The 24,222-nt window shown below is 64.8% G+C and carries 19 protein-coding genes and 1 pseudogene; 13 read left to right on the top strand and 7 right to left on the bottom strand.

The window, feature by feature from the left end:
- Window positions 1-111: 111 nt before the first annotated feature.
- Window positions 112-531, top strand: a complete 420-nt coding sequence (locus O3298_RS04460) for a hypothetical protein (RefSeq protein ID WP_077408133.1) — start codon at window positions 112-114, stop codon at window positions 529-531.
- 191 nt (window positions 532-722) lie between these two features.
- Here O3298_RS04460 and O3298_RS04455 read toward each other — a convergent pair whose 3' ends face one another.
- A complete protein-coding gene (locus tag O3298_RS04455; RefSeq protein ID WP_289916962.1) occupies window positions 723-2,225 on the bottom strand; it encodes a hypothetical protein in 1,503 nt (500 codons plus the stop codon).
- On the bottom strand, window positions 2,222-3,097 hold the full coding sequence (locus O3298_RS04450) for a hypothetical protein (protein ID WP_289916960.1): 876 nt from the start codon (window positions 3,095-3,097) through the stop codon (window positions 2,222-2,224). Before O3298_RS04450 ends, O3298_RS04455 begins: the two co-directional genes overlap by 4 nt.
- A 168-nt stretch (window positions 3,098-3,265) precedes the next feature.
- Between O3298_RS04450 and O3298_RS04445 the strand changes: the two genes are divergently transcribed.
- The gene (locus tag O3298_RS04445) at window positions 3,266-4,189 is read left to right on the top strand and encodes a hypothetical protein (RefSeq protein WP_305058600.1); all 924 of its coding nucleotides are present in this window, start codon (window positions 3,266-3,268) and stop codon (window positions 4,187-4,189) included.
- 65 nt (window positions 4,190-4,254) lie between these two features.
- Here O3298_RS04445 and acpA read toward each other — a convergent pair whose 3' ends face one another.
- Entirely contained in the window at window positions 4,255-6,375 is a 2,121-nt protein-coding gene (gene acpA / locus O3298_RS04440) for an acid phosphatase (RefSeq protein WP_305058599.1), read from the bottom strand.
- Between the two features lie 166 nt (window positions 6,376-6,541).
- Between acpA and O3298_RS04435 the strand changes: the two genes are divergently transcribed.
- Both O3298_RS04435 and O3298_RS04430 read left to right on the top strand, forming a co-directional pair.
- Window positions 6,542-7,816: a cytochrome-c peroxidase gene (locus O3298_RS04435; protein WP_305058968.1), complete on the top strand. Its 1,275-nt coding sequence runs from the start codon at window positions 6,542-6,544 to the stop codon at window positions 7,814-7,816.
- A gap of 137 nt (window positions 7,817-7,953) precedes the next feature.
- Window positions 7,954-8,283 carry a hypothetical protein gene (locus O3298_RS04430; RefSeq protein WP_289903778.1) on the top strand — a complete coding sequence of 110 codons (330 nt, stop codon included), beginning with the start codon at window positions 7,954-7,956 and terminating at the stop codon, window positions 8,281-8,283.
- Between the two features lie 57 nt (window positions 8,284-8,340).
- Here the strand turns inward: O3298_RS04430 and O3298_RS04425 are convergent, their stop codons facing one another.
- From O3298_RS04425 to O3298_RS04410, 4 genes are all read right to left on the bottom strand, one after another.
- Entirely contained in the window at window positions 8,341-10,464 is a 2,124-nt protein-coding gene (locus tag O3298_RS04425) for a GGDEF domain-containing protein (RefSeq protein WP_305058598.1), read from the bottom strand.
- Between the two features lie 120 nt (window positions 10,465-10,584).
- Window positions 10,585-12,393 carry an ABC transporter ATP-binding protein gene (locus O3298_RS04420; protein ID WP_305058597.1) on the bottom strand — a complete coding sequence of 603 codons (1,809 nt, stop codon included), beginning with the start codon at window positions 12,391-12,393 and terminating at the stop codon, window positions 10,585-10,587.
- Window positions 12,383-14,134: an ABC transporter ATP-binding protein gene (locus O3298_RS04415; RefSeq protein WP_305058596.1), complete on the bottom strand. Its 1,752-nt coding sequence runs from the start codon at window positions 14,132-14,134 to the stop codon at window positions 12,383-12,385. Before O3298_RS04415 ends, O3298_RS04420 begins: the two co-directional genes overlap by 11 nt.
- Window positions 14,135-14,299: 165 nt before the next feature.
- Complete coding sequence (locus tag O3298_RS04410) at window positions 14,300-15,142, bottom strand: phasin family protein (RefSeq protein WP_305055948.1); 843 nt, start codon at window positions 15,140-15,142, stop codon at window positions 14,300-14,302.
- Window positions 15,143-15,445: 303 nt separating this feature from the next.
- On the opposite strand from O3298_RS04410, the gene O3298_RS04405 reads away from it, so the two are divergent.
- The 9 genes and pseudogenes from O3298_RS04405 to O3298_RS04365 all read left to right on the top strand — a co-directional run bounded on the left by O3298_RS04405 (window position 15,446) and on the right by O3298_RS04365 (window position 24,211).
- Window positions 15,446-16,720: an amidohydrolase family protein gene (locus tag O3298_RS04405; RefSeq protein WP_305058595.1), complete on the top strand. Its 1,275-nt coding sequence runs from the start codon at window positions 15,446-15,448 to the stop codon at window positions 16,718-16,720.
- A 36-nt stretch (window positions 16,721-16,756) separates the two neighbouring features.
- Window positions 16,757-17,275 (top strand): GNAT family N-acetyltransferase, encoded by a 519-nt coding sequence (locus tag O3298_RS04400; protein WP_099666740.1) that lies wholly within the window; start codon window positions 16,757-16,759, stop codon window positions 17,273-17,275.
- Window positions 17,272-17,802: a GNAT family N-acetyltransferase gene (locus O3298_RS04395; protein ID WP_305058594.1), complete on the top strand. Its 531-nt coding sequence runs from the start codon at window positions 17,272-17,274 to the stop codon at window positions 17,800-17,802. The genes O3298_RS04400 and O3298_RS04395 overlap by 4 nt, the downstream gene beginning before the upstream one ends.
- A gap of 136 nt (window positions 17,803-17,938) precedes the next feature.
- On the top strand, window positions 17,939-19,210 hold the full coding sequence (locus O3298_RS04390) for a sugar ABC transporter substrate-binding protein (RefSeq protein ID WP_369811463.1): 1,272 nt from the start codon (window positions 17,939-17,941) through the stop codon (window positions 19,208-19,210).
- 169 nt (window positions 19,211-19,379) lie between these two features.
- The gene (locus O3298_RS04385; RefSeq protein WP_369811508.1) at window positions 19,380-20,270 is read left to right on the top strand and encodes a carbohydrate ABC transporter permease; all 891 of its coding nucleotides are present in this window, start codon (window positions 19,380-19,382) and stop codon (window positions 20,268-20,270) included.
- Entirely contained in the window at window positions 20,258-21,085 is an 828-nt protein-coding gene (locus tag O3298_RS04380; protein WP_305055952.1) for a carbohydrate ABC transporter permease, read from the top strand. The genes O3298_RS04385 and O3298_RS04380 overlap by 13 nt, the downstream gene beginning before the upstream one ends.
- A 21-nt stretch (window positions 21,086-21,106) precedes the next feature.
- On the top strand, window positions 21,107-22,147 hold the full coding sequence (locus tag O3298_RS04375; RefSeq protein ID WP_305058592.1) for an NAD(P)-dependent alcohol dehydrogenase: 1,041 nt from the start codon (window positions 21,107-21,109) through the stop codon (window positions 22,145-22,147).
- Between the two features lie 2 nt (window positions 22,148-22,149).
- Window positions 22,150-23,265, top strand: a pseudogene (locus tag O3298_RS04370) (ABC transporter ATP-binding protein); the annotation flags it as partial.
- Between the two features lie 55 nt (window positions 23,266-23,320).
- Window positions 23,321-24,211 carry an AraC family transcriptional regulator gene (locus O3298_RS04365; RefSeq protein WP_077408099.1) on the top strand — a complete coding sequence of 297 codons (891 nt, stop codon included), beginning with the start codon at window positions 23,321-23,323 and terminating at the stop codon, window positions 24,209-24,211.
- Window positions 24,212-24,222: the final 11 nt, after the last annotated feature.

Genomic DNA, 24,222 nt, shown 5'->3' with positions numbered 1-24,222 from the left:
AGCGGCAAACGCATGCGCACGGCGGCTCGCTTCCAGTGATGCAGGGACAACAAGCCAACAGGCGATGATGAAGAGTGTGAAGTGATGAGCATAATCGGACAAGATATTCCCATGGAGCGGCCGGATACGGATGGGCGCGCCGCCGTCTTCGTTCCCGTCACGGGCGTCAAGGAAGATGTCCTGTTGACCATACGCAAGGGTGCGGCCATCGTCGGCTTTGCCAACCACGACCGTACCATCACCGTGTATTTTGAAAGCAACCGCTTTGACGATCCCGTGCTGGCCAAGTGGGAACACAAGGCGCGCAAGGCCTACGACCGGCTGGTCGATAATGCGCCCACCGTGTCGAAACTGACCACCAGCCCTGCCAATTTCGAGCAGATCGGTTATATCAATGGCAAGGGCATCACCATCCGCCGCATGGAAAGCCTGCAGCGCTGGCTCGCGTATTCGGATGCGATGGAGACTTGCCCGGCAACGGATATCATTCCGCGCACGGTGATAGCGAAACCTGAAAGCGTTAAAGTTTAAGAGCGGCGGATACAACGCCCTGGGCGTTGTTGCCTGCCCTGCATTTACCTCGCTGTACTGAAGTACTGTCTTCGGGGCGGCACCTGGCCCTGGGCATTTTCTCAGCGGCTCCTGGTCTGCGCGCATGAGTATCCAATGGCGCCGCTGGCGCTAATCCGACCTGCGCGACCTACGCCTGACCTCGCTTATCACTACACCACCACGATATTCGCCTGCGCCTTGAGCGGGCAGGGCAGGGTGTCGTCGAAGGTGATTTCGATGGCGCTGGCGACGAACATGCCGCCGATGTGCTGGGCGGCGATTTCGGGCGGCGTGCCGGGCTTGGTCAGGTTGACGTCCTGGGCGAAAACGAAGACGCGCCAGGTGCCGTAGACCTTTTGATCATATTGCAGCAAGGTGCGGTAAGCCCGCTTCAGGTCCAGGCTGCCTGCGTAGACGCCATCGTTGGCGCCCGGATCGAAGCCCAGACCGTCATCGGTCAGCGATTCGACGAAATACAGGCCCTGCGGCGCCTGGAACAGCACGAAGGCATACAGCTCCGTGCCGCGGAACACATTGCCATTGTCGCGCTTGAAGCTGGCACGCAGCCACAGCGGTTCGTAGGCTTGCACGACGGCGGGCGTATCTGTTTCCACGGGCCCCGCCAGGTGGATGTTGACCTGCGTTTCGTTCACGGCATGCTGGTAGGTGGCGCCCGTGGTGAAGCGCTCGTACTGCCAGCTGATGTCGGCCGTGTAGGGCAGGCCCGCGTTTGGCGCTTCCGGCAGCACCCATTTCGCCACCACGCGCTCGGCCAGGGTCAGTTCGCCGGCGGCCGGTGGTGTTGCTTCCTGGCCACGCCAGAACGGGTCCGCGATATCGGAGCAGGCGACGGCGATGGCGCCCGAGGCGATGGCCGAGGCCACGCCCGCCACCGTGAATTCGGGCTGGCCCGAGCCGGCCCCTTCCAGCGAGCAGCAGTCGACGCTGGGATCGGTTTCCTCGAAGGTGCCGCCCACGCTGAAGCTGGCCTTGCCGGAACCGAGCGCGGCCGAAATGATGGCTACCAGCGCAGCAATGATGGCGATGATAATGGCGAGTATCTTCCACCACGGGTCGGCAAACGGCAGCTCGCCATGCGTGCCCGCGTAGGCGGGGTTCGGCGTCCAGACGAGGGTCATGCCGGTCGGCACGATGGGCCCCAGGCCGGGCGGGCAGCGGCAGTCTTTCCCGTCGCCGCCCGTGCTGCCCCAGCGCTTGCCGGGCAAATGGCCTTGCGGCTTGGACAGTTCCAGTGTGCCTTCCTCGACCGTGCACGTGTACGTGTTGGTGGCGCTGTCGAAGCGCGTCTGCGAGACGAAGATTTGCTGGATCGAGCGGTGCGGCGTGTAGCCGTCCGCCTTGGCGACGAAGCTGACGAGTCTCTTGCCGGGCGCGGCATGCTGGAAGTCGGCATCCCACATCACCAGCATGGCCGCGCCGGCGGGAATGCTGGCAAAGAAGAAGGTGCGCGCCACGGGCACGATGCCGGGGTCGCCCACGCTTTCCAGGTACACGGTGACATTGTTCAGGGCGCTGCTGGACATATTGGTGACGTGGGCGGCGATGCGCAAGCCATAGATGGCATTGTCGAAGATGCCATCGGGCAGCATGATGTTGGTGACGGGCTCGATTGCGAACGGCCGCGTCAGCACCTGCAGGGGGGTATCGCTCATGATGCTTGCTCCTCGGGGCTTTGCTGGTCTTGCGCTTGCTCTTTCTCCAGGTCGGTGACGATATACGTGATGCCGCCCACGACCTTGCCTTCCTGGCTCTCCAGCACGCGCAGCAGCGCATACTGGCGGGGCGGCAAGGCTTCGGCGCGCACGCTCAGGTACGCGGCCTGCGCCTGGCCGCGCGGCACTTCCAGCGCCAGCTTTTGCTCGCCGGGCGCATCGCCATTGCAGTGGGGCGTGCGCGCCAGGCCCGCTATCAGGCGGGCGTCCCTGGCCGGCTGCCAGCGCTCGAGGCCCAGGGTGGCCAGCAAGTGTTCCGGCAGCTCGCCGCCCTGCTCAATCTGCAATTCCACTTTTTTCGTTGCGCGGGGCAGGGCCGCCACCGCGATGGACAGCGATTGCGCGCGCCTTGCCGCCAGCACCACGGTGACATTGCGCTGGGCGATCTGTTCGTGCAGGGTGGGCTGGAAAGGAAAACCGTTGGGCAGGGGATCGGGCAGCGGGTTGATGTCGCCCGCGCCGTGGGCCACGGCCAGCAGGCATTCGTGGCCGCCGTTGACGATGACGGGCACCCAGGGCACTAGGCACAGCACTTCCTGCGTGGCGCCCGGCGGCAAGTCGGCAAACGCGGAGCCGATCTGCGTGGCGGCGCCGACGGCGATCTGGCCGGAAGGGTCAGCCCAGTAAAAGTCCACGCGCACGCCGTTCGAGGCGCTGTTGCCCGTGTTGTACACGCGGCCCCACAGGTAGTTGGCGGTGCCGGCGATGGGCGCGCCGGGCGGACCATTCGGATCATTGCCCGGCACGACCCAGATATCGGCGCTGTCCCACCACCAGGGTTGGCCGTCTTCGATGATCAGGTGGGCTGGCATGGCGTTCTCCTTGTCCTTGGCCGCTGCTGGTAGCTTAGACCGCTGCGGCGGATGCTTTTTGATCGGTATCAAGGCCATGAAACACGGCGCCGTTGCGCCGTTGCCGTGCTTGCGTAAGGTAATATTGCGGCAGAACGCAGTGGAATGACTCCAGGAAAAGGTTGGAATGTGCTTGAAACAGTGAATGACGTTTGCATCAACGCCGCTTGCGGCCGGACCTTGCCGCTGCGCGTGGCGCATTGCCCGTTTTGCGGCGCGCGCCAGATAGCGCAAGCGCCTGTCCTGGAGAAAGCCGTGGCGCCGCCGCCGGTGCCGCGCATGCCGCCGCCCGTGCCCGTCGCGCCTCCCACGCCTGCGCCTGCTCCCATGCCGCAGCCCGCGCCGCAGCCCGCACCCGTTCCCCAGGCAATCCCGCCAGCGCCTGCCGCGCCGGCCAAGGCGCCGCCCGCGAAACCGGCCGTCAAGGGTTCGGTGCCGCCACCTCGCCCGCCCGTGCGCTTGCGCACGTGGATCGCGGCGGCAGTGGTATTGACCGGTATCTGGTTCTTCAACAAGCCCGCCGACAAGCCAGCCAGCGTGGCGGAACAGGTCGAGGCCGCCACGGCGCTGGCGGCGCAGTGCGACCTGGACGGGGCGCGCAGCGCGCTGGCCGTGCTGAAAAGCGCCAAGGCGCCCGCCGCGCACCTGAAACGTTTGCAGGCAAGCATCACCAAGTCCGCCGCCGCCTGCGACAGGCAACAGCAGCGGGCACAGGCGTGGACGGCGCTGCAAGACAGCGTCAGCCAGGCCCTCGATGGGGGCAAGCCGGATCTGGCCGCCACGCGCCTGGCCGCCTACGTGAAACGCTGGGGCGACGATCCCGACACACTGGAACTCGATGCCAAGGTGAAAGTGGCGCTGGCCAGCGCCCAGCTCGACCTGGCCGACGCCTGCCTGGCGCGTTCGGACCGGGTTTGCCTGGAAAACAGCCTGATCGCCGCCGAGCGCTACAAACGGCCGGAACTGGCGGCGCGCACGCAGACGCTGCGCACGGCGTTGTCGCAATTGCTCGAGCGTTCGCTGCTCGATGCGGCCCCAGGAGCGGGTCAATAACCCCAGCATGAAAAACGCCCGCCGCGGCCAGGCCGTGCGGGCGTCGCGCCTGTCGGCGAGCGCGATTACTCTTGCGGCACCAGCGCCAGCGCCGCGCTGAAGTCGCCCATCGGCTTGCCGCCGTTGGCCACCAGCGCCTTGTCGCGCGTGCTCAAGCCATCGAGCACGGGTAACGCAAAACGGTGCGTGATGGCGCGCAGGATGGAAGCCGAATCGTATTGCGTATGATCAACTAATCCCTTTTTTACATACGGCGAGACGAGGATGGCCGGCACGCGCGTGCCGGGACCCCAGCGGTCGCCCTTCGGCGGCGCCGCGTGATCGTAAAAGCCGCCGTTTTCATCGTAGGTGACGATGACCAGCATATTCTTCCATTGCGGACTTTTCTTCAGTTGGGCGATGACGCTGGCGATGTGCGCGTCGCCGTCGGCCACGCTGGCATAGCCTGCGTGCTGGTTCAGGTTGCCCTGCGGCTTGTAGAAGGTCACGGGCGGCAGCTTGCCGGCGCTGGCATCGCTGAGGAACTGGCTGTCGAAGTCGCGCAGGTGGGCGGCGCGGTAGGCGGGCGCCTTCACGGGGTCCATATTCGCAAAGTAATTGAAGGGCTGGTGGTGGAACTGGAAGTTCGGCGGATTCGGGAAGCTGCCGGCGCGCGCGCTGGCCGTGGCCAGGGCCGTCGTGTCTTTCCAGGCGCCCGCATACCATGCCCAGTCGATGTTCTTGCCTGAAAGCAAATCACCGATATTCGTCTGCGTCTGCTGCGGCAGGGTGGTGGCCTTGCCCGTGTCCGCATACAGCTTGCTGCTGTCGCCGGACGCCGGCGCATTGCTGCTGGGCTGGAATGGCGGCTGCATGGTGTTGACGGCATAGAACATGCCCGTGCTGTCGGCCGGCGTCAGCGCGCCGTCATTGGCATACGCAGGGGCGCCGTTCAGGACGGTGCCCGGCGCCGTGGCGGACGGCGTCAGGCGCAGGAAGTTGCCCTTGGCATCGACGTCGATCTTGGCGATCGAACCCTTGGCCACCGAAGTGTCGGCGTTCGGATAGGTGGGCGCGCAGGCGCAGATCAGGTACTGGTGCGTGAGGAAGGAGCCGCCGAAGGCGCCGATGAACAGGTTGTCGGCCAGCGCATATTGCCTGGCGATGTCCCACAGCTGCATCTTGCTGCCGTCGTAATAGCCCATGCTCAAACCGCCCGCATCGGAATAGGCCGTAAACTTGTCGTTGGCGCCGCCGTTGATCTGCATCTGGTTGTTGTAGAAGCGGTGCACGAGGTCGCGCGTGATCACCGATTGCGGCAGGTACAGGGGGCTGGCGGCGTCGTCGATCTGGAACGGCTTGTTCGGCAGGTTGGCCGATTGCGCCTGGGTGATGACGGTACTCTGGCCGGCTGCCGTCATGCCGCCCCAGGTGGGCGGCAGCACGGGCAGGGTGCTGCCGTCGTAGTCTTTCTGCGCCACGTAGGCGGAGGTCGACGTGGGATTGACGCCCGGCACGCCGTTCGCGCCCGGGAACAGGCCGTACAGATTGTCGAAGCCGCGGTTTTCCGCGTAGATGACGACGATGGTCTGGATATTGTTCAGCGCCAGGGCGCCGTTCAGGGCTGCCAGCGCATCGGCGGGCACCGCTTGCGCGCTGGCGCTGGCGATCAAGGCCGTCACGCTGGCGTTTTCCGCCTTCAGCTTGGTCAGTTCGTCGCCGGCGGCCTTGTTGAAGTCGGACGCCAGGCCCGCTTCCGATACGCCCAGGCGCGCGGCCAGCTTGCTGCTGGCGGCCGCAAAGTCGCCGCCGTTGCCATCCATGACTTGCGCCAGTTCCGTCGACAGGGCGCTCACAAACGCGCTGTGGCCGGCGGGAGCGCGCAGCAGCAGTTTTTGCGTCACCTTGCTGCCGCTGTCGCCGATGGCTTCATGGCGGATGGCGTCCGTGCCGATGGTCACCAGCACGGCGCCCTGGCCGTCCAGCGTGTAGCTGCCGTCGGCGGCCGTGCGCACGGTGGCGGAAGCGTTGTCGCACGTCAGCTTGGCGGTGGCGCTTTCCAGGCACACCTGGGCGTTTTCATAGTAGCTGCCGATCACCTGGCCTTGGGTGCCGGGCGTGATCGCATAGTCGCTGCCGCAGGCGGCCAGGCCCAGCGACAGTAACAACGGCAGGGGCCGCAGGGAGGGTTTTGCGTGCAAGTTCATGTTCATGCCTTCTGGGTGGAAAACGTCGCATGCTAGGCAGGCAATATGTCAGCTGCGTGACATGTCAGCGCCTGTTACATGACGTAATGTACGAACTTGATACATGACGTTTTGCGGGGTTTTGTCACGCAGCTGTCACATGCCGTTGCTACGCTGCCAGCCCATGATGAAAACGATACCCCCTCTGCTGCTTGCCATGTGCATGCTGTCCGCTTGCCAGCCCGCGCCGCCGCCGGAAGCCCAGGCCGCCCCCGCGCCTGCCTACCTGGCCGCGGCCTACGCGCCGAGCCTGAAGCTCCAGCCATCGGTGGCGGCAATGACGGCCATGGGCCGTGCCATGTTTTTCGAGCCCGGCCTGTCCGTGTCGGGCAAGCTGGCCTGCGCCAGCTGCCACAGTCCTGAACACGCGTATGGGCCGCCGAATGCGCTGGCGGTGCAGCTGGGCGGCCCGGAATTGAAGGATGCGGGCACGCGCGCGGCGCCCTCGCTGCGCTACCTGCAGACGGCGCCCGCCTTCAGCGAGCACTATCACGACGACGATGGCGACGACAGCGTCGACGCGGGCCCCACGGGCGGGCGCAACTGGGATGGCCGTGCCCAGTCCGGCCATGAGCAGGCGCTGGCGCCGTTGCTGTCGCCGCGCGAGATGGGCAACCGCGACGGGGCCGCCGTCGTCGCCAAGCTGCGGGCCGGCCCGCTGGCGGCGCAGTTCCGCCAGACGTATGGCGCGGATATTTTCGAGCAGCCGGGCCAGGCGCTGCGCTGGGCGCTGATGTCGCTGGAAGTGTTCCAGGAAAGCCCTGCCGACTTCTATCCCTACACGAGCAAGTACGACGCCGTGCTGCGCAAGCAGGTCGCTTTGAGCCCGCAGGAAGCGCGCGGCCTGGCCCTGTTCAACGATGAACGCAAGGGCAATTGCGCGTCCTGCCATATCAGCCAGGTGAGTGCCGGCGGCGCCTTCCCGCAATTTACGGATTACGGCTTGATCAATATCGGCGTGCCGCGCAACGGCAAGCTGCCCGTCAATGCGGACCCGGCGTTCTTCGACCTGGGACTGTGCGGCCCGGACCGCACCGACTTGATGCAGCACAAGGAATATTGCGGCAGCTTCAAGACACCGTCCCTGCGCAACGTCGCCCTGCGCAAGGTGTTTTTCCACAACGGCAGCTTTACCAGCCTGGAACAGGTGCTGCGTTTTTACGTGCAGCGCGACACGGCGCCGCAAAAATGGTATCCAAAGGATAAGAACGGCAAGGTGCGAAAATACAACGATATGCCGCCGGGAATGGAAGCGAACGTGAACGTGGAAGCGCCGTTCGACCGCCAGACGGGCCAGGCGCCCGCCCTGAACGCGGCGGAGATCGCCGACGTGATCGCCTTCCTGCACACTCTGACGGATGGCTATCGGGCGCCCCATCCTGCGCAGGGAAAACATGGCTAAAAAATATCAAGATACCATTGCTTACAACTACGCCACAAAAGCGTGTTTTTATGTGCGTTAGCGCACGCTAGAAAATTTTAGGCAGGTGTATATTGCGAACTGATCTGTGTCTTTTGATAACAATGAAAGGGAATATCATGAAAGTAAGCAAAAATTGGATGACCGTGTGCGCCGCCGGGATGATGGTCGTGGCACTGGCTGCCTGCCAGAAGAAGAGCGATGTCGCCGCAGGCCCTGCGGAACAGGCTGGCCAGAAGATCGATGCGGCCGCTGCCAAGGCTGAAGCCGACATCAAGGCCGCCGCTGCCAAGGCTGACACTGCCGTGAGCCAGGCCGCTGCCGATACGGGTGCCAAGATGGACCAGGTCGCCGCTGACGCCGACAAGAAAATGAGCGAAGCGGCCGACGCCGTCGGCAAGAAAGTGGAAAAAGCGGGCGAAAAGATGCAGGACGCCGCGCACAAGTAATCATCGCGATAACATCGCCAGGGCCGGCCACCGCCGGTCCGCTCCCCGCAGCGGTCGTCAGGTGACGGCGGCTGCGGTCACGCCATCGCTGGCGCCAGCCTGGCTGCCCCGCGTCGCCGTGCCTGTAGCGGCAGTATCGCCCCCGTCCGTTCCCCCCAGCACCACGCTCAAATCGACAAAGCCGTCGCGCCACGCGCGTTCCAGGTCTTGCTCCACCGCTTCCAGGGTCGTTCTTTCCACCTGCTGAAAACCGCGCAAGCCATACGCCCGGTTACGCCCGTGCGCCTTGGCCAGGTACAGCGCCATGTCGATCAGGTTGACGCTGCGTTCCCACGTGAGCGGGCGTCCCAGCGGTGCCAGCGGATAGGGCGCAAAGCCCACGGAGACGTGCACCTGGATGGCCTGCCCCTGGTAGTGGATGCTTTGCGCCGCCATGCCGTTGAGGATGCGCCGCGCGATATCGTCGAGCCCGTCGCGCGCGACAGCCGGCAGGAAGGCGAGGAATTCCTCGCCGCCCCAGCGCACGATCATGTCCGTTTCGCGCAACACGTCGTGCAAGGTTTCGGCGATCGTCGTCAGCACCAGGTCGCCCGCCGCATGGCCGTAACGGTCGTTGATATGCTTGAAATGGTCGACATCGAGCAGGAACAGCGCGCCCACGACATCGGCGCCGCCGTAGGCCGGCTGCGGCTTGCCAGCATGGCTGCGCATGAATTCCTGGAAATGGCGGCGGTTGTACAGGGCCGTCAGCGGGTCGCGCGAACTCTGGCGTTTGAGTTCCTGGTTTTTCACCTTCAGCTGCACGTTCGCATGGCGCACCTTGCGGTACAGCAAGCCGACGATGGCGGACGCCATGGCCAGTACCAGCGCCAGCAGCCACCACACGCGCTGCTGCAGGCGGCGGTTGTCGATTTCCGTGCTCTTGAGCTGATTTTCGCGGCTCAGCAGCTCGATCTGGCGCTGTTTCTTTTCCGCCTCATACTTTTCTTGCAGCTCATATACGGCTTTTTGCCGTTGTTTCTCGAACAACTGGTTCGAGATGCCCCGCTCGCGGTGGTAGGCCGTCACGGCGCCGCGCAGGTCGCCCGCCTTTTCCAGCGCCGTGCCATATTCCAGCAGCACGGCCTGCATGTCCGGCTGGTTGGCCGTGCGTTCGTAGTAGGCCAGGCCCGTGGCCACGCTTTGCTTGCCTTCCTGCAGGCGTCCCTGGCCGATCAGCGCCTGGCCGATGTTCAGGCGCGCCGTCGCTTCCACCTGTTCATTGTTGACCAGGCGCCCCGCCGTGATGGCTTCATTCGCATAGCGCAGCGCGCGCACGTAGTCGCCTTCCTTCAGGTAGCTGTCCGACAGGTTGACGAGGGTAACGGCCACCATGCCGCGCGCGTCCAGCTGGCGTTCCAGCGCCAGGGCCGCCAGCAGGGCGCGCTGGCCCCGCTGCGGCTGCTGCGCGTCGAGCGCCAGCCCGTATTCCGTATTCTTCGCCTGCGCCATGCGGCCCGGCGACGCCAGGGTGCCGGATACGGCCAGCAATTCATCGAGCACCGCGAAGCCCTTGTCGTATTCGCGCATCTGCGTGTACAGCAGGGTGAGGGCATTCAGGGCGGCGGCCAGGCTGGTGGGGGAGTTGCTCTGGCGCGCCAGGTCGACGGCCGCCTGCAGCTTGGCCAGCGCAAACGGGAAATTGCCTTCCTCGGCCCACGACTGGCCCGCGCTGATGGTCGCCTGCACGCGCACGGGCAAGTCGTCCGTGCGGTTGGCGATGCGTTCCGCTTCGAAGGCCAGCAAGTGCGAGGCGCGGCGTTCGTTCAGGGCAAACGTGATGTAGGCCTTGCAGAGCACGCCTTTCGCCAGCGCCACATCGTTCTTGTTGGCGCGGGCGTAGGCGATCAGCTCCTCGGCCAGCTGCATGGCGAGGTCGTTCTGTCCCAGACGCATGCGGACGGTGCTCAGCTGGGTCAGGAATTCCGCGCGCACGGGCAGGGGGGCGCTGCGCGCCTGCGTTTCCACCTCTTGCAGGCGCTGCAGGGCGCGCGCGGGAACGAAGCGGCCATCTTCGCGCACGGCGGCAATCTGCTGCTCCAGGTTGCCGGCCTGGGCGTGGACGGCGGGCGGCAGCAGGCAGGCCAGTACCAGCAGCCAATGCGCCTTTCGCCATGATGCCCGTCTCTGTCTGCCTGCCAACGTCCCGCTCCCGCAATGACCACCTGTCTTGAACAGATTATATTCTGTTGCAATCAAGAAATATCATGCGGTGCGCAGAAATTTGCGAAAGTGCACACGGCAGGCATTGACAAGGCCGCCTTACTGCGCCAGTTGCTGCAGCAGGTACAGGCGCTGGTACAGGCCGCCTTCGATCTGCATCAGGGCGTCGTGCGGCCCCGCTTCCGTGATGCGGCCGTGATTCAGGACGATGATCCGGTCGGCTTCGCGGATGGTCGACAGGCGGTGGGCGATGGCGATGATGGTCACCTTGCCGCGCAATTCGTTGAGGGCCAGCTGCACGATCTGCTCCGTCTGGCTATCGATGCGCGACGTCGCTTCGTCCAGCAGCAAAATGCGCGGCTGGCCGGCCAGCGCGCGGGCGATCGCGATCAGCTGCTTTTGCCCCGACGACAGGCGCGAGCCGCCTTCGCCCAGCGGCGTGTCGTAGCCGTGTTCCAGCGCGGCGATGAAATCGTGCGCATGCGCGGCGCGCGCGGCCGTCTCGATCTGCTGCTGCGTGTAGCCGCGGCCCATGTCGATGTTTTCGCGCGCCGAGGCGGCCAGCAGGAAGGGGTCTTGCGGCACCAGGCCCACGTCGGCGCGGAAATGCTCGTTGTCGATGCTGTCGAGGGCGACGCCATTGATGGCGATGCTGCCCTGTGTGACGGGGTAGAAGCGCAGCAGCAAGGAGAGCAGGGTCGACTTGCCGCTGCCCGTGTGGCCGACGATGCCGAAGAAGGCGCCTTGCGGGATGGTCAGCGACAGGTCGTGCAGCACGGGCTGGTTTTCCACGTAGGCGAACGTCAGGCGGGAAATGTCCACGGCGGGCAGGTCGACGCCCGCTTTCGCCTGCCGCAGGGCCGGTGTTTCCCTTCCCTGCGAGTGTTCGAGCGCCTGCGCTTCGTCCAACAGGGCCGAGACGCGCGCCGTCGCCACCACAGATTGCTGCAATTGACTGAACTGCATGGTGATCTGGATCAAGGGTTCGATCACGCGCGCGATGTAGCTGATGAATGCGTACAGCACGCCCACTTCGACGGCGCCCATCTCGCGCCGGCCGAAGCTGAAGATGATGACGGCCAGCAGCACGATGTTGAGCATGTCGAGCGCGGGGCGCAGCAGCCAGGCATTGGCGCGCAATTCCTGCATGCGCGCCGTGTAATGGTCCTGGTTGATGCCCGTGAAGCGCGCGCCGAAGCGCTTTTCCGCGTTATTCGCCTGCAGCACGCTCATGCCGCCGATCGATTCGGCGATCTGGCCGTTGATTTCGCTGCGCAGGGCGCGCGCGCGCGTGACGGCCGGCGCGCTCCAGCGCTGGTACAGGAAGACGATGACCAGCACGGCCGGCAGCAGGGCCAGCACGATCAGCATCAGCCGCCAGTCGAGGAAGGCCATGGCGGCCATGGTGCCGACCAGCACGATGGAGCTGTCGAGGATGACGAACAGCACTTGCACGTACAGCGATTTCACGGCCTCCGTATCGTTGGTGACGCGGCTGACCAGCTGGCCCGTGATGGCGCGGTCGAAAAAACTCATCGGCAAGCGCAGCACGTGCTGGTACACGGTTTCGCGCAGGCGCTGCACCGAGCGCATGGCCAGGCCGGACAGGCGCACCAGCTGCAGGTAGCGCAGGCCGGAAGCGACCCAGCCCGTCAACAGGCAGCCGCCCAGCAGCAGGGACATGCGCGTCCAGTCCAGATTGCGCGGCAGCAGATGCTGGTCGATCAGGGCCTTGCCCAGGATCGGCCCCGTCACTTCCAGGGCGGCGGCGAGGATCAGCCAGAACGTGGCCCAGTACAGGTGGCGCAGGTCGGGCGCGGCGGCGCGGCGCAGCAGGCCGATGGCTTGCGCGGCCTGGCGGCGCACGGATTGCGTGGCGGTGGTGGCGTGGTCGTTCTTAGATGGCATCGAGGCTGGCCTCCAGTTGTTGATAGCGCCACTGGCTGGCGTACCAGCCGTCGCGCTGCATCAGCGCGTCGTGGTTGCCCGTTTCCGTCACGTGGCCGTCGCGCAGCACCAAAATCAGGTCGGCGTTGACGACGGCGCTCAGGCGGTGGCTGGCGATGATGGCGCTGCGCTCGGGGCGGCGCGCGCGCAATTCTTCCAGGTGCTGCAGGATGCGCGTTTCCGTGCCCGTGTCGACGGCGGACAGCGCATCGTCGAGCAGCAGCAAGCCGTTGTCGGCCAGGAGAGCCCGGGCAATCGCCACGCGCTGGCGCTGGCCGCCCGACAGGGTGATGCCTTTTTCGCCCACGTGGGTCTGGTAGCCGTCGGGGAATTGCAAAATGTCTGCATGGATGTCGGCCAGCTGCGCCGCCCGTTCCACTTCCTCGCGCGTGGCGCCGGGACGGGCCAGGGCGATATTGTCGGCGATGGTGGCGGAAAACAGGAACGATTCCTGCGGCACCCAGCTGATGGCAGCGCGCAGCGCGTGTAAGGTATAAGCGTCCAGCGGCTGGCCATTCCACGTGGCCGTGCCCGATTGCGGCGTGACCTGGCGCAGCAGCACCCGCAGCAGGGTCGACTTGCCGCTGCCCGTGGGGCCCACCAGACCCAGGGTCTGGCCCGGCTGCAGGCGCAGCGAGATGCCGGACAGCGCGGGCGCCGTCTGGCCTGCGTACGCAAAGCCGATGTCCTGCAATTGCAGGAGGCCGGGCGTGAGTGTGGCGATGCTGCCATGGTCGTCGATAGCCAGCGGCGCGTCCAGCATCGGCTGCAGGCGCTGCCAGGCGGCGCGGCCCCGTTCGATCAGCGAGAGTACCCAGCCGGCGGCAAACATGGGCCAGATCAGCTGGCCCAGGTACATGGAAAAGCTCGTCAGCGCGCCGATGGTCAGCTGGTCTTGCCACACGAGGTAGCCGCCCAGGCCCAGGGTCAGCGCCGTGGCGGCCGTCAATGTCAGGCCGACGGCCGGTTCATACGCCGCTTCCCAGCGCTGCGCCGTCAGGCTGGCGTTCGCCGCGTGGCCGGCCAGGGTGGAAAACTGCTTGCTGCTGCGCTCTTCCAGGCCCAGCGCGCGCAGGGTGCGCACGCCCGACAGCGATTCCTGCACATGGTCGTTCAGCGCCGAAAAGCGCTTCAGCGAATCCGTCGACGCCGTGTGGATATGGCTGGAAATGCGCCAGAAGGCCAGTCCCATCAGCGGGAAGGGCAGCAAGGCGATGCAGGCCAGGCGCCAGTCCACGCCCAGCAGCATGATGCCCAGCACCATCAGCAGGGTCAAGGTGCCATCGAAGCCGGCCAGCATGGCTTCGCCGGCGGCCATTTCGATGGCGTCGATGTCGTTGGTCGCCAGCGCCATCAGGTCGCCCGTGCGCTGGTTCTGGTAGAACGACGCGCCCTGCTGCGACATGCGCGTGTAGAAGCGCGTGCGCAGCATCACGCCCAGCTGGTAGGCGGCCTTGAACAGGGTGATGCGCCAGCCCACGCGCAGGAAGTAGATGACGACGCCGACGGCGAGCAGGGTCAGCAGCTCAAGCCACAGTTCGGCCGCCGTCATGCGGTGTGCGGCCAGGGCGTCGATGATGGCGCCCACGCGGCGCGGGATCCAGACGGTCAGTGTTGCCACGCCTGTCAGCATGACGGCAGCGGCGGCATACGCCGGCCAATGCTGACGCACGAAGCCGGCGATGAGCCTCGATAAACTCATGGTTACCTTTTGTTTTGAATAATGGGGTGTCGCGGGGCGGAAGGACGGGCACGCGGACGGAAAGTACGCGTAGGATACAACAAGGCGGAAAAGCGCGCTGTGGGCGGGCACGCAAAAAACGGGCCGTAGCCCGTTGTTTTGCTGCATCAGTGCCGTGCGCGAGGCTTACTTGCGACCGCTGCCTTTGCCGCCCAGCATGTCGAGCTGTTTCGATGGCGTGCCCTTGGGCGCAACCTTGGCTGCCGGCTTGGCGGCTGGCGCAGGGGTGTGCTTCACGGCGGCCTTGGCCACGGTCTTGCCGGCGGCGCTGGCCGATTTGCTCGTAGGAAATGGTTTCGCGGCCGGCTTGGCCGGTGCTGGCGCGGCGGCTTTCGCTGGCGCGGCGACGGGCGCCGGTGCGGGCTTGGCCGCTTCAGGCTTGGCTGCCGGCTTGGCTTCGACCGCTTTCACGGCAGGCTTGTCGGCAATCTTTTCGGCAACCTTGGCAGGCGCCGCTTCCGGTTTGGCTGCCGGCGCGGCGACTGGTGCGGGGGCTGGCGCTGCCTTGGCGGCAGGCTTGACCACGTCGGCAGGCTTGGCGGCAACGGGGGCAGGTGCCGCTGCAGGCGCAGGCGCAGGTACGGCGGCCAGCGTTGGCTTGGCTGCGGCAGGCGCTGGAGCGATGGCAGGGGCGACCGCATCGAGGCGGGCCTTGGCCGAGGCCAGCAATTCAGCCTGGGTGCTCGAGGCGATGCCGAACAGCTGGCGGCTGTAGGCCAGCACGCTTTCGATGTTCGGCTGGGCCTGGCTGGTGCTATAGCTGAAGAAGTCGCGCGGGTCCTGCGTTTCCAGCAGGTGCTGCGCCGTTTCCGCCGTATGCGACAGGGCGGCCTTGCCTGCGTTCAAGTTCAGGGCGATGATTTTCTCGGCGCTTTCAAAGACTTTGCTGGTGAGGGTGCTGAAGATTTGCAGCTGGTTTTCCAGTTGCGACTTGGCGGCGCTGGAAAATTGTTCAGGAAGCGGAAACATATTTACTCCTTTGTACGGATTAAAATGCTGGCAAAACGCTCTGCAAAATCCCGAAAACCAGAGTTGGCCGCGTTTTGTAAAGTGGGTAGCGCGCTAAAAGCTGATCATGGACTTTTTATGATGCAACGCAATATGAATATTCTAGCGGTGATTCGAGTTAGTTGAAAGCTATTTTCTCAAGGGCGTGTGCCGCATGTTTGCCACGGGCTGGCTGTATTCATGCGCCTGGCAGCATCCTTGAGGAAATAAGATGACAATGCACTGGAAGCACCAGGTACCGCAGTCAACCGAAGGAGTGTCCGCATGGACCTAGTCATCCGCAATGCCAGCCTGCCCGACGGGCGCCGCGCCATCGATATCGCCATCGAGGGTGGCCACATCGCCGCCGTCGGCCCCGCCTTGCCCGTGACGGGCGCGCAAGAGATCGACGCCGCCGGCGACCTGGTCACGCCACCGTTTGTCGACGCCCACTTCCACATGGATGCCACGCTCAGCTATGGCCTGCCGCGCGTGAACGCCTCCGGTACTTTGCTCGAAGGCATCGCCCTGTGGGGCGAATTGAAGCCGCAATTGACGCAGCAGGCGCTGGTGGACCGCGCCTTGCAGTATTGCGACTGGGCCGTGGCGCGCGGCTTGCTGGCCATCCGCTCGCACGTGGATATCTGCGACTCGCGCCTGCTGGCCGTCGAAGCGCTGCTCGACGTGAAACGCCAGGTGGCGCCGTATCTGGATTTGCAGCTGGTGGCCTTCCCGCAGGATGGCATCCTGCGCAGCCCCGGCGCCTTCGACAATCTGAAGCGCGCCATCGCCATGGGCGTCGACGTGGTGGGCGGCATCCCGCATTTCGAACGCACCATGGCCGACGGCGCGGAATCCGTGCGCCGGCTGTGCGAATTCGCCTGCGAACGGGGCCTGATGGTGGACATGCATTGCGACGAGTCGGACGACCCGCTGTCGCGCCACATCGAAACCCTGGCCTTCCACAGCCAGCGCCTTGGCATGCAGGGCCGGGTGACGGGTTCGCACCTGACGTCCATGCATTCGATGGACAATTACTATGTGAGCAAACTGCTGCCGCTGATCCGCGAGGCGGGCGTGGCGGCCATCGCCAACCCCCTCATCAACATCACCTTGCAGGCGCGCCACGATACGTATCCGAAGCGGCGCGGCATGACGCGCGTGCCCGAGATGCTGGCCGCCGGCATTCCCGTCGCCTTTGGCCACGACTGCGTGATGGACCCGTGGTACAGCCTCGGTTCGGGCGACATGCTGGAAGTGGCGCACATGGGACTGCACGTGGCGCAGATGACGGGCCAGCAAGCGATGCACGACTGCTTCCTGGCCGTGACGGAGACGCCGGCGCGCATCCTGGGCCTGGACGGCTACGGCATCGCGCCCGGCTGCCATGCAGACTTGCTGATCCTCGATTGCAGTTCGACGGTGGAAGCGCTGCGCCTGCGCGCGGCGCGGCGCCTGGTGCTGCGCCGCGGGAAAATCGTCAGCGAATCGCCCCGCGCGCAATCGCGCCTGCACCTGCCGGGGCGGCCCGATAGCGTGAATTTCCGCCTGGGGCGCTGATACAATCAGCCATCACTTGTTATCGGGAGCACTGCCTTGAAAGAAATTGACATCCGCCCGGCCACCGAAGCCGATTTTGACGCCATGTGGCCGATCTTCCAGACGCTGGTGGCGGCCGGCGACACCTATACCTTCCCCGCCGATACCACGCGCGAAGCGTGCCACGCCTACTGGTTCGGCCCTGGCGTGCAAAGCTTCGTCGCCGTGATGGGTACGGAGCGGCTGCTGGGCATGTACAAGCTGGTGGCGAACCAGCCGGGCCATGGCTCGCACGTGGCCAATGCCTCGTTCATGGTCGATCCGGCTGCGCAGGGCGTGGGCGTAGGCCGCCTGCTGGGCGTGCACTGCATGGAAGAAGCGCGCCGCGCGGGCTACCTGGCGATGCAGTTCAACTTCGTCGTCAGCACCAACCTGGCCGCCGTCACCCTGTGGAAAAAACTGGGCTTCACGGTGGTCGCTACCCTGCCGCTGGCCTACCGCCACGCGCAACTGGGCTATGTGGACGCCTACGTGATGTACCAGCTGCTGAGCGACCCGATGCAGTGGCCGGCATGAGCGGCGCCATCACCATCTGCGAGACGCCGCGTCTGCGCCTGCGCACGGTGACGCCGGACGACGCGGCCTTCTACCTGGAGCTGGTCAACGACCCGTCGTGGATCGCCAATATCGGCCAGCGTAATCTCCACACCGTGGAGGCGGCCCGCGCGGCCCTGGAAACGGGGCCGATGGCGCAGTTCCGCGAGCAGGGCTATTCCCTGTACATCGTCGAGCGCCGCAGCGATGGCGCGCCTGTGGGCATGGCTGGCCTGGTGCGGCGCGACAGCCTGCCCGGCCCCGATATCGGCTATGCCGTGCGTCCCGCCTACTGGGGCCAGGGCTTTGCCTACGAGGCGGCGGCCGCCATCGTGCGGCACGCGCAGCAGGTACTGCGCCTGCGTACCCTGTACGGCATCACTTCGCAGCAGAACCAGGCGTCGATCAATCTGCTCAACAAGCTGGGGTTGCGCTTCGAACGTTTCTCGCGCCTGCCGCCGGAGGGCAGGGAGACGAATATCTACCGCAAGGATTTTCGCCAGGACTGAGATGGAAAATCCGTATCGGTGAAGTGAAAAAAAGTATTTAGAAAGCCGCGCCTTTTGTAGTGGTGGTGCGCCGTCTTTGTTTTTATAGTGGTTTCACCGGTGGAAAACCGCCGGACTATAAAAATGGAGACGTGTTATGAAAATCATGACTGCTGTTGCATGGGGCGCCCTCATGTCCGCCGGGTTTGCAGACGCCTCGGCGCAAAGCTGCTCGGTGCCCGTGATCAAGGTGCTGGCGCAAAAAAGCCTGGGCCTGACGGTGATGGAAAAGACCCTCGCCGAGTATGAAAAGAAAAGCGGCACCAAGGTACAAATCAGCTATTTCGGCGAAAACGACCGCCGCTCCAAGGCCAGGCTCGATGCTTCCACCAAGGCCGGCTCCTACCAGATCTACTACATCGACGAAGCCAACGTGGCCGAATTTGCCACGGCCGGCTGGGTCGTCCCCCTGCTCAAATACCTGCCCAAGGAAGCCGACTACGACGACTTCCTGCCGGGCCGCCGCGCCGTCGCCTCGTACAAGGGCGTGGCGTATTTCGCGCCCCTGATCGGCGGCAGCGACTTCCTGTTCTACCGCCGCGACCTGCTGGAAAAGGCCGGCATTGCCGTGCCGAAGACGCTCGACGAACTGGTCGCCGCCGTGAAGAAAATGAACAGCCCGCCGAATGTCTACGGCTGGGCGGCGCGGGGCCAGCGCGGCTCGGGCATGAATGTCTGGCGCTGGTCGCCGTTCATGCTGGCCGCCGGCGGCAAGTGGGAGAAGGATGGCGTGCCGACCTTCAATTCGCCGCAGGCCGTGAAAGCGACCACCCTGTACCGCGATCTGTTCAAGTATTCGCCGCCGGGCGGCGCCACCTACGACTGGAGCAATGCGCTCGAAGCATTCAGGTCGGGCAAGGTGGCCTTCATGATCGAGTCGACGCCCTTTGCCGACTGGATGGAAGACCCGAAAAAATCGTCGGTGGTCGACAAGGTCGGCTACGTGCGCCCGCCCGCGCCGCTGGCGTCGGCCGCGTACGGCCATGGTCTGGCCATTTCCGCCACGGGCGCCAAAGATGAATGCACGCGCCAGGCGGCCGGCAAGTTCATCGCTTTCGCCACGGGCAAGGAGCAGGAACAGGCGCGCCTGAAGGACAACGTCTTCAGCGACTACAACCGCACCAGCACCATCAACAGCGACTATTTCCGCAAGCACGTCAAGCCGCAGATCCAGGCGGGCCTGACGGATACCACGCCCGTCTCGCGCGTCACCATCTGGCCAAGCCCCGAGTGGCCGGACATCGGCGACAACCTGGGCGTGGTGCTGGAGGAGGTGTTTACGGGCACGCGCGGCGACGTGCAGAGCGCGCTCGATGAAGCGAATGAGTATGCGGCGGAAGTGATGCAACGGGCCAGCAAGCGCAAATAGAGACATCTGACCAAACCTGCTGCGCGTCGGTATAGGCGGCCTGCGATGCTCACTGTGCATAAAGCACAGTTCCGCTTCTCGGCCACCTCTACCTTCCGCTCGCTACGGTTTTGTCAGGTGTCGTGACGCAGCCTGTTTGCTTGTCCGTTCTCGTTTGAAAGCCATGACCATGCCGCATTCCATTCGTAAAAAACGCCACACCTGGCTGCCGGCCGTCTTCCTGACGCTGCCGCTGCTGACCCTGCTGATACTGGGCCTGGTGCCCACCATCGCCGCCATCAACCTGGCCCTGCAAAACCGCGTGCTGCGCTACAGCGACAGCGACTACGTCGGCTTTGCCAATTTTCTCCGCCTGTTCGGCGACCGCCGCTTCGTCAACGCCGTGCAGGTGTCGGCCATCTGGGAAGTGGTCACCGTGGCCGGCTCGCTGATCGTCGGCGTGCTGCTGGCCGTGTTCCTGTTCGAAAGGGTCAAGGGCCGCACCCGCGATCTTCTCGCGCTGCTCCTGATCGTGCCGGTGCTGCTGCCGCGCGTGTCGGCCGCCTTCATCTGGAAGTTCATGTATTCGCCGCTGATGGGCATTTTGAACTGGCTGCTGGAATGCGTGGGCCTGGGCGGCACGGCCTTGCTGTCCGACCCTGCCACGGCCCTGTACGCGGTGGCGCTGGTCGATATCTGGCAGTGGGGCCTGTTCTTCGGCGCCGTCATCCTGAAGCTGCTGGAAACCCTGCCAGCCGAACCGCTGGAAGCGGCGCGCCTCGACTACGCCAGCACGCTCCAGGTGTATGCGTACATTGCGCTGCCGATGCTGAAGGTACCCATCATGAGCCTGGTGTTCATCAAGATGGTCGAGTCGCTGCGCTCGTTCGACCTGATTTACGTGATGACCAAGGGCGGCCCCGGCATCTCCACCGAAACGCTGGACATGTACGCGTACGCGCAAGGCATCGGCCTGATGGGCAAGGTGTCGTACGCGTCCAGCATGGCCGTGCTGATGATGCTGGCCACCACCGTCATCTTCACCTTACTCTGGAAGCGGGTCGCCAAATGGGAAAACTGACTGTTACGCGCGGCCTTGGCGCCGTCACCACCACTGCCATCACCACGGCGATCGTTCTGGTGGCGCTGTTTCCCATCCTGTGGGCCGTGCTCAATTCCTTCAAGGAGCTGATGGACATCGTCACGCCCGTGCCGCGCTTTTTCTTCAGCCCGACGCTGGCCAACTACAAGCAGGTGCTGGCCAGTCCGGAAGTGCTGACGGGATTGGGCAACAGCGTGGCCATCGTCGGCGTGGCCGTGCTCCTGGGCGCCGTGCTGGGCGTGCCGGCCGCGTATGCGATCGCCCGCTATCCGGTTCCCGCCAAGAAGGATATCCAGTTCTTCCTGCTGTCCTTGCGCTTCTTGCCGCCCGTGGCCGTCGCCATTCCGCTGATCTCGATCTGGATCGATCTGGGCTTGTACGACTCGCGCCTGTCGATGGTGGTGACGTATCTGCTGGTGACCCTGTCGACCATCATCTGGCTGTCTATTCCCGCCTTTGCGCGCATCCCGAAAGAGATCGAGGAAGCGGCCGCGCTCGATGGCTACGGCCCGTACCAGGTGTTCTGGCACGTGGCCCTGCCGGTGGCCTCGAAGACCCTGATGGGCGGCATCGTCTTCAGCTTCGTGCTGGTCTGGAATGAACTGATGATCGCGCTGGCGCTCACCTCGTCGAAAAGCATGACCCTGCCCGTGGTGGCGTCGGCGTTTACCTCGATGGGGCAGGAAGTGCCGTGGGGCGTGGTGAACGCCTCCACCGTGCTGCTGGCGCTGCCGCCGCTGCTGTTCGTTGGCATTCTGGGCCGGTTGCTCAACTCCATGCTCAAACATAAATAACGATAAACAAGGAAGACAATCATGCAAGCACTCGTACTGGAACAGGCGCATTCAATCACCTTGCGCGACATCGACGTGCCGCTCGCCGTCGGCCCGCGCGACGTGAAAATAAGGATTCATACCGTGGGCATCTGCGGCAGCGACGTGCATTACTTCAAGCACGGCAGGATCGGCCCCTTCGCCGTCGAAGCGCCGATGGTGCTCGGCCACGAGGCCTCCGGCGTGGTGGACGAAGTGGGCGCGGAAGTCACGCACCTGAAGGTGGGCGACCGGGTCTGCATGGAGCCGGGCGTGCCGCAGTTCGATTCGCCGGCCACCATGCGCGGCCTGTACAACCTCGATCCCGCCGTGCGCTTTTGGGCTACGCCGCCCATCCACGGCTGCCTCACGCCGTATGTCGTGCATCCGGCCTCGTTCACCTTCAAGCTGCCCGACAGCGTCAGCTTCGGCGAAGGCGCCATCGTCGAACCGCTGGCCATCGGCTTGCAGGCGGCGAAAAAGGCGGCCATCAGGCCGGGTGACGTGGCCGTGGTGGTCGGCGCCGGCACCATCGGCGCCATGAACACCCTGGCCGCGCTGGCGGGCGGCTGCTCGCGCGTGATCCTGGCCGACCTGGTGCCGGAAAAGCTGGCCCTGTTCGCCGATAACCCCGCCGTGACCACGGTCGACGTGCGCCAGGCCAGCCTGGCCGACACGGTGCGCAAGGCTACCGATGGCTGGGGCGCCGACATCGTCTTCGAGGCCAGCGGCAGCATGCGCGCCTACGACAACATCGTCGACTTGCTGTGCCCGAACGGTTGCCTGGTGCTGGTCGGCATGCCGCCGGATAAGGTGCCTTTGGATGTCGTCGCCATCCAGGCCAAGGAAGTGCGCATCGAATCAGTCTTCCGCTACGCGAATATCTTCCCGCGCGCCATCGCCTTGCTGGCCTCCGGCAAGATCGATGTGAAGCCTTTCATTTCGCGCACCTTCGGCTTTGCCGACGGCGTGCAGGCGTTCGAGGAAGCGGCCAAGGGTCATCCGCGCGACGTCAAGATCCAGATCGAACTGGCGGGAGACTGATCATGGCAAATATCGCCTGCAGGCAGCTGCACAAGACGTATGACGAGAAGACGGCCGTGCTGCAGCCGTTCGACCTGGAAATCGATGACGGCGAATTCATCGTCCTGCTGGGGCCATCGGGCTGCGGCAAGTCGACCTTGCTGCGCATGATCGCGGGCCTGGAAGACATCAGCGGCGGCGAGCTGCTGATCGGCGGCGCCGTCGTTAACGACTTGCCGCCCCGCGCGCGCAACGTGGCGATGGTATTCCAGAACTACGCGCTGTATCCGCACATGACGGTGTACGACAATATCGCTTTCGGCCTGCGCCGCCTGAAGGTGCCGAACGACGAGATCGAGCGCCGGGTGCGCGAGGTGGCGGCCATCCTCAGCCTGGACAGCCTGCTCGATCGCAAGCCACGCGCCATGTCGGGCGGCCAGCAGCAGCGCACGGCGATTGCGCGCGCCATGATCAAGACGCCGCAGGTGTTCCTGTTCGACGAACCGCTGTCGAATCTGGACGCCAAGCTGCGCGCGCAGCTGCGCGCCGACATCAAGCGCTTGCACCGCCGCCTGCGCACCACCACGTTGTACGTCACGCACGACCAGCTCGAAGCCATGACCCTGGCCGACCGGGTGGTGCTGATGAAGGGCGGGCATATCGAGCAGATCGGCACGCCGGCGGAACTGTACAACCATCCGCGCACCCTGTTCGCGGCTGGCTTCATCGGCACGCCGGCCATGAACTTCATCGATGGCGTCGTCGAAAAAGAGGGCGGACAAACGGTGCTGGTGTGCGCCGGCTACCGCTGGCCGCTGGTATCGCCCCGCTTCGCCGCGCTGGCGGCGGGTTCGCGCGTGGTCTTCGGCCTGCGCCCGAACCATTTGCGGGCGGCGCAAGCGCAGGCACAAACGCTGGCACCGGCCGGCACGCATGGCCTGGCGTGCGTGGTCGACCTGGTCGAGCTGCTGGGCGCGGAAGCGCTGATCAGTTTTCAGTGCGGCGCCTTGACCTTGGCGGCCCTGCTGCCGGCGAATGCGGCCAACAGCGCGGCGCAGGTAGGGCAGACCCTGGCGCTGGCCTTCGATGAAGAGCACGTGCATCTGTTCGACGCCGACAGCGGGCTGGCCGTGGCGCTCAGTGGTCAGTAAGTGGTTAGAATAGCTGGCACCGAGACTGCGCAAGGGAACTGCCGTGACGCCTGACCTGGAACTGATCCACAAACCGATCCACGAATCGTTTCGCGCGTGGGCGCACGGCTTTCCGCACACCGTGGCGAAATGGCATTTTCATCCCGAGTACGAGCTGCACTTCATCATTACATCGAGCGGAAAATTCTTTATCGGCGACCATATCGGCAGTTACGGGGCGGGCAATCTGATCCTGACAGGGCCGAACCTGCCCCATAACTGGGTCAGCGAATTGCCGGAAGGCGTGGTCCTGCCCGAGCGCGACCTGGTGCTGCAGTTTTCCAGCGACTTCATCGAACGTTGCGCGCTGCTGTTTCCGGAAATGGCGCCCCTGAAAGCCCTGCTGGGCGAGGCGGGCAGGGGCTTGCAGTTTCCCGATGCGCTGGGCCTGCGCCTGGTGCCGCTGATGAAGGAATTGACGACGGCGCAGGGCTTGCGCCGCGTCGAACTGTTTACGCGCCTGTTCGGCGAGCTGTGCGACTGCCGCGAGCGGCGCCCGCTGGCCAGCGTCACCTACCTGGCGCAGGCGGGGCGCTACATGTCGTCGACGATCAACCTGGTGCTGGCCTATATCAAGCAGAACATCACGCTCGATTTCTGCGAGCAGGACGTGGCCGACGTGGCGGAGATGAACACCCTGAAATTCACGCGTTTCTTCCGCAAGCATACGGGCACCTCATTCATTCAATACGTGAACCAGGAGCGCATCGCGCTGGCCTGCGAGCTGCTGATGAACACGGACATGAAGGTCACCGATATCTGCTATCGCACGGGATTCAACAACCTTTCCAATTTCAACCGCCAGTTTTTGGCGCACAAGCAGATGTCGCCGTCGAAATTCCGCTCCTGCCTGCTGATGAACATGCCCGAGCCGTCCGGCGACGGCCATTCTTAACTTTCTTTTGG

This window comes from Janthinobacterium sp. SUN137 (assembly GCF_030587265.1).
Classification (GTDB): domain Bacteria; phylum Pseudomonadota; class Gammaproteobacteria; order Burkholderiales; family Burkholderiaceae_D; genus Janthinobacterium; species Janthinobacterium kumbetense.
This window is presented reverse-complemented; position numbering and strand designations above follow the sequence as displayed.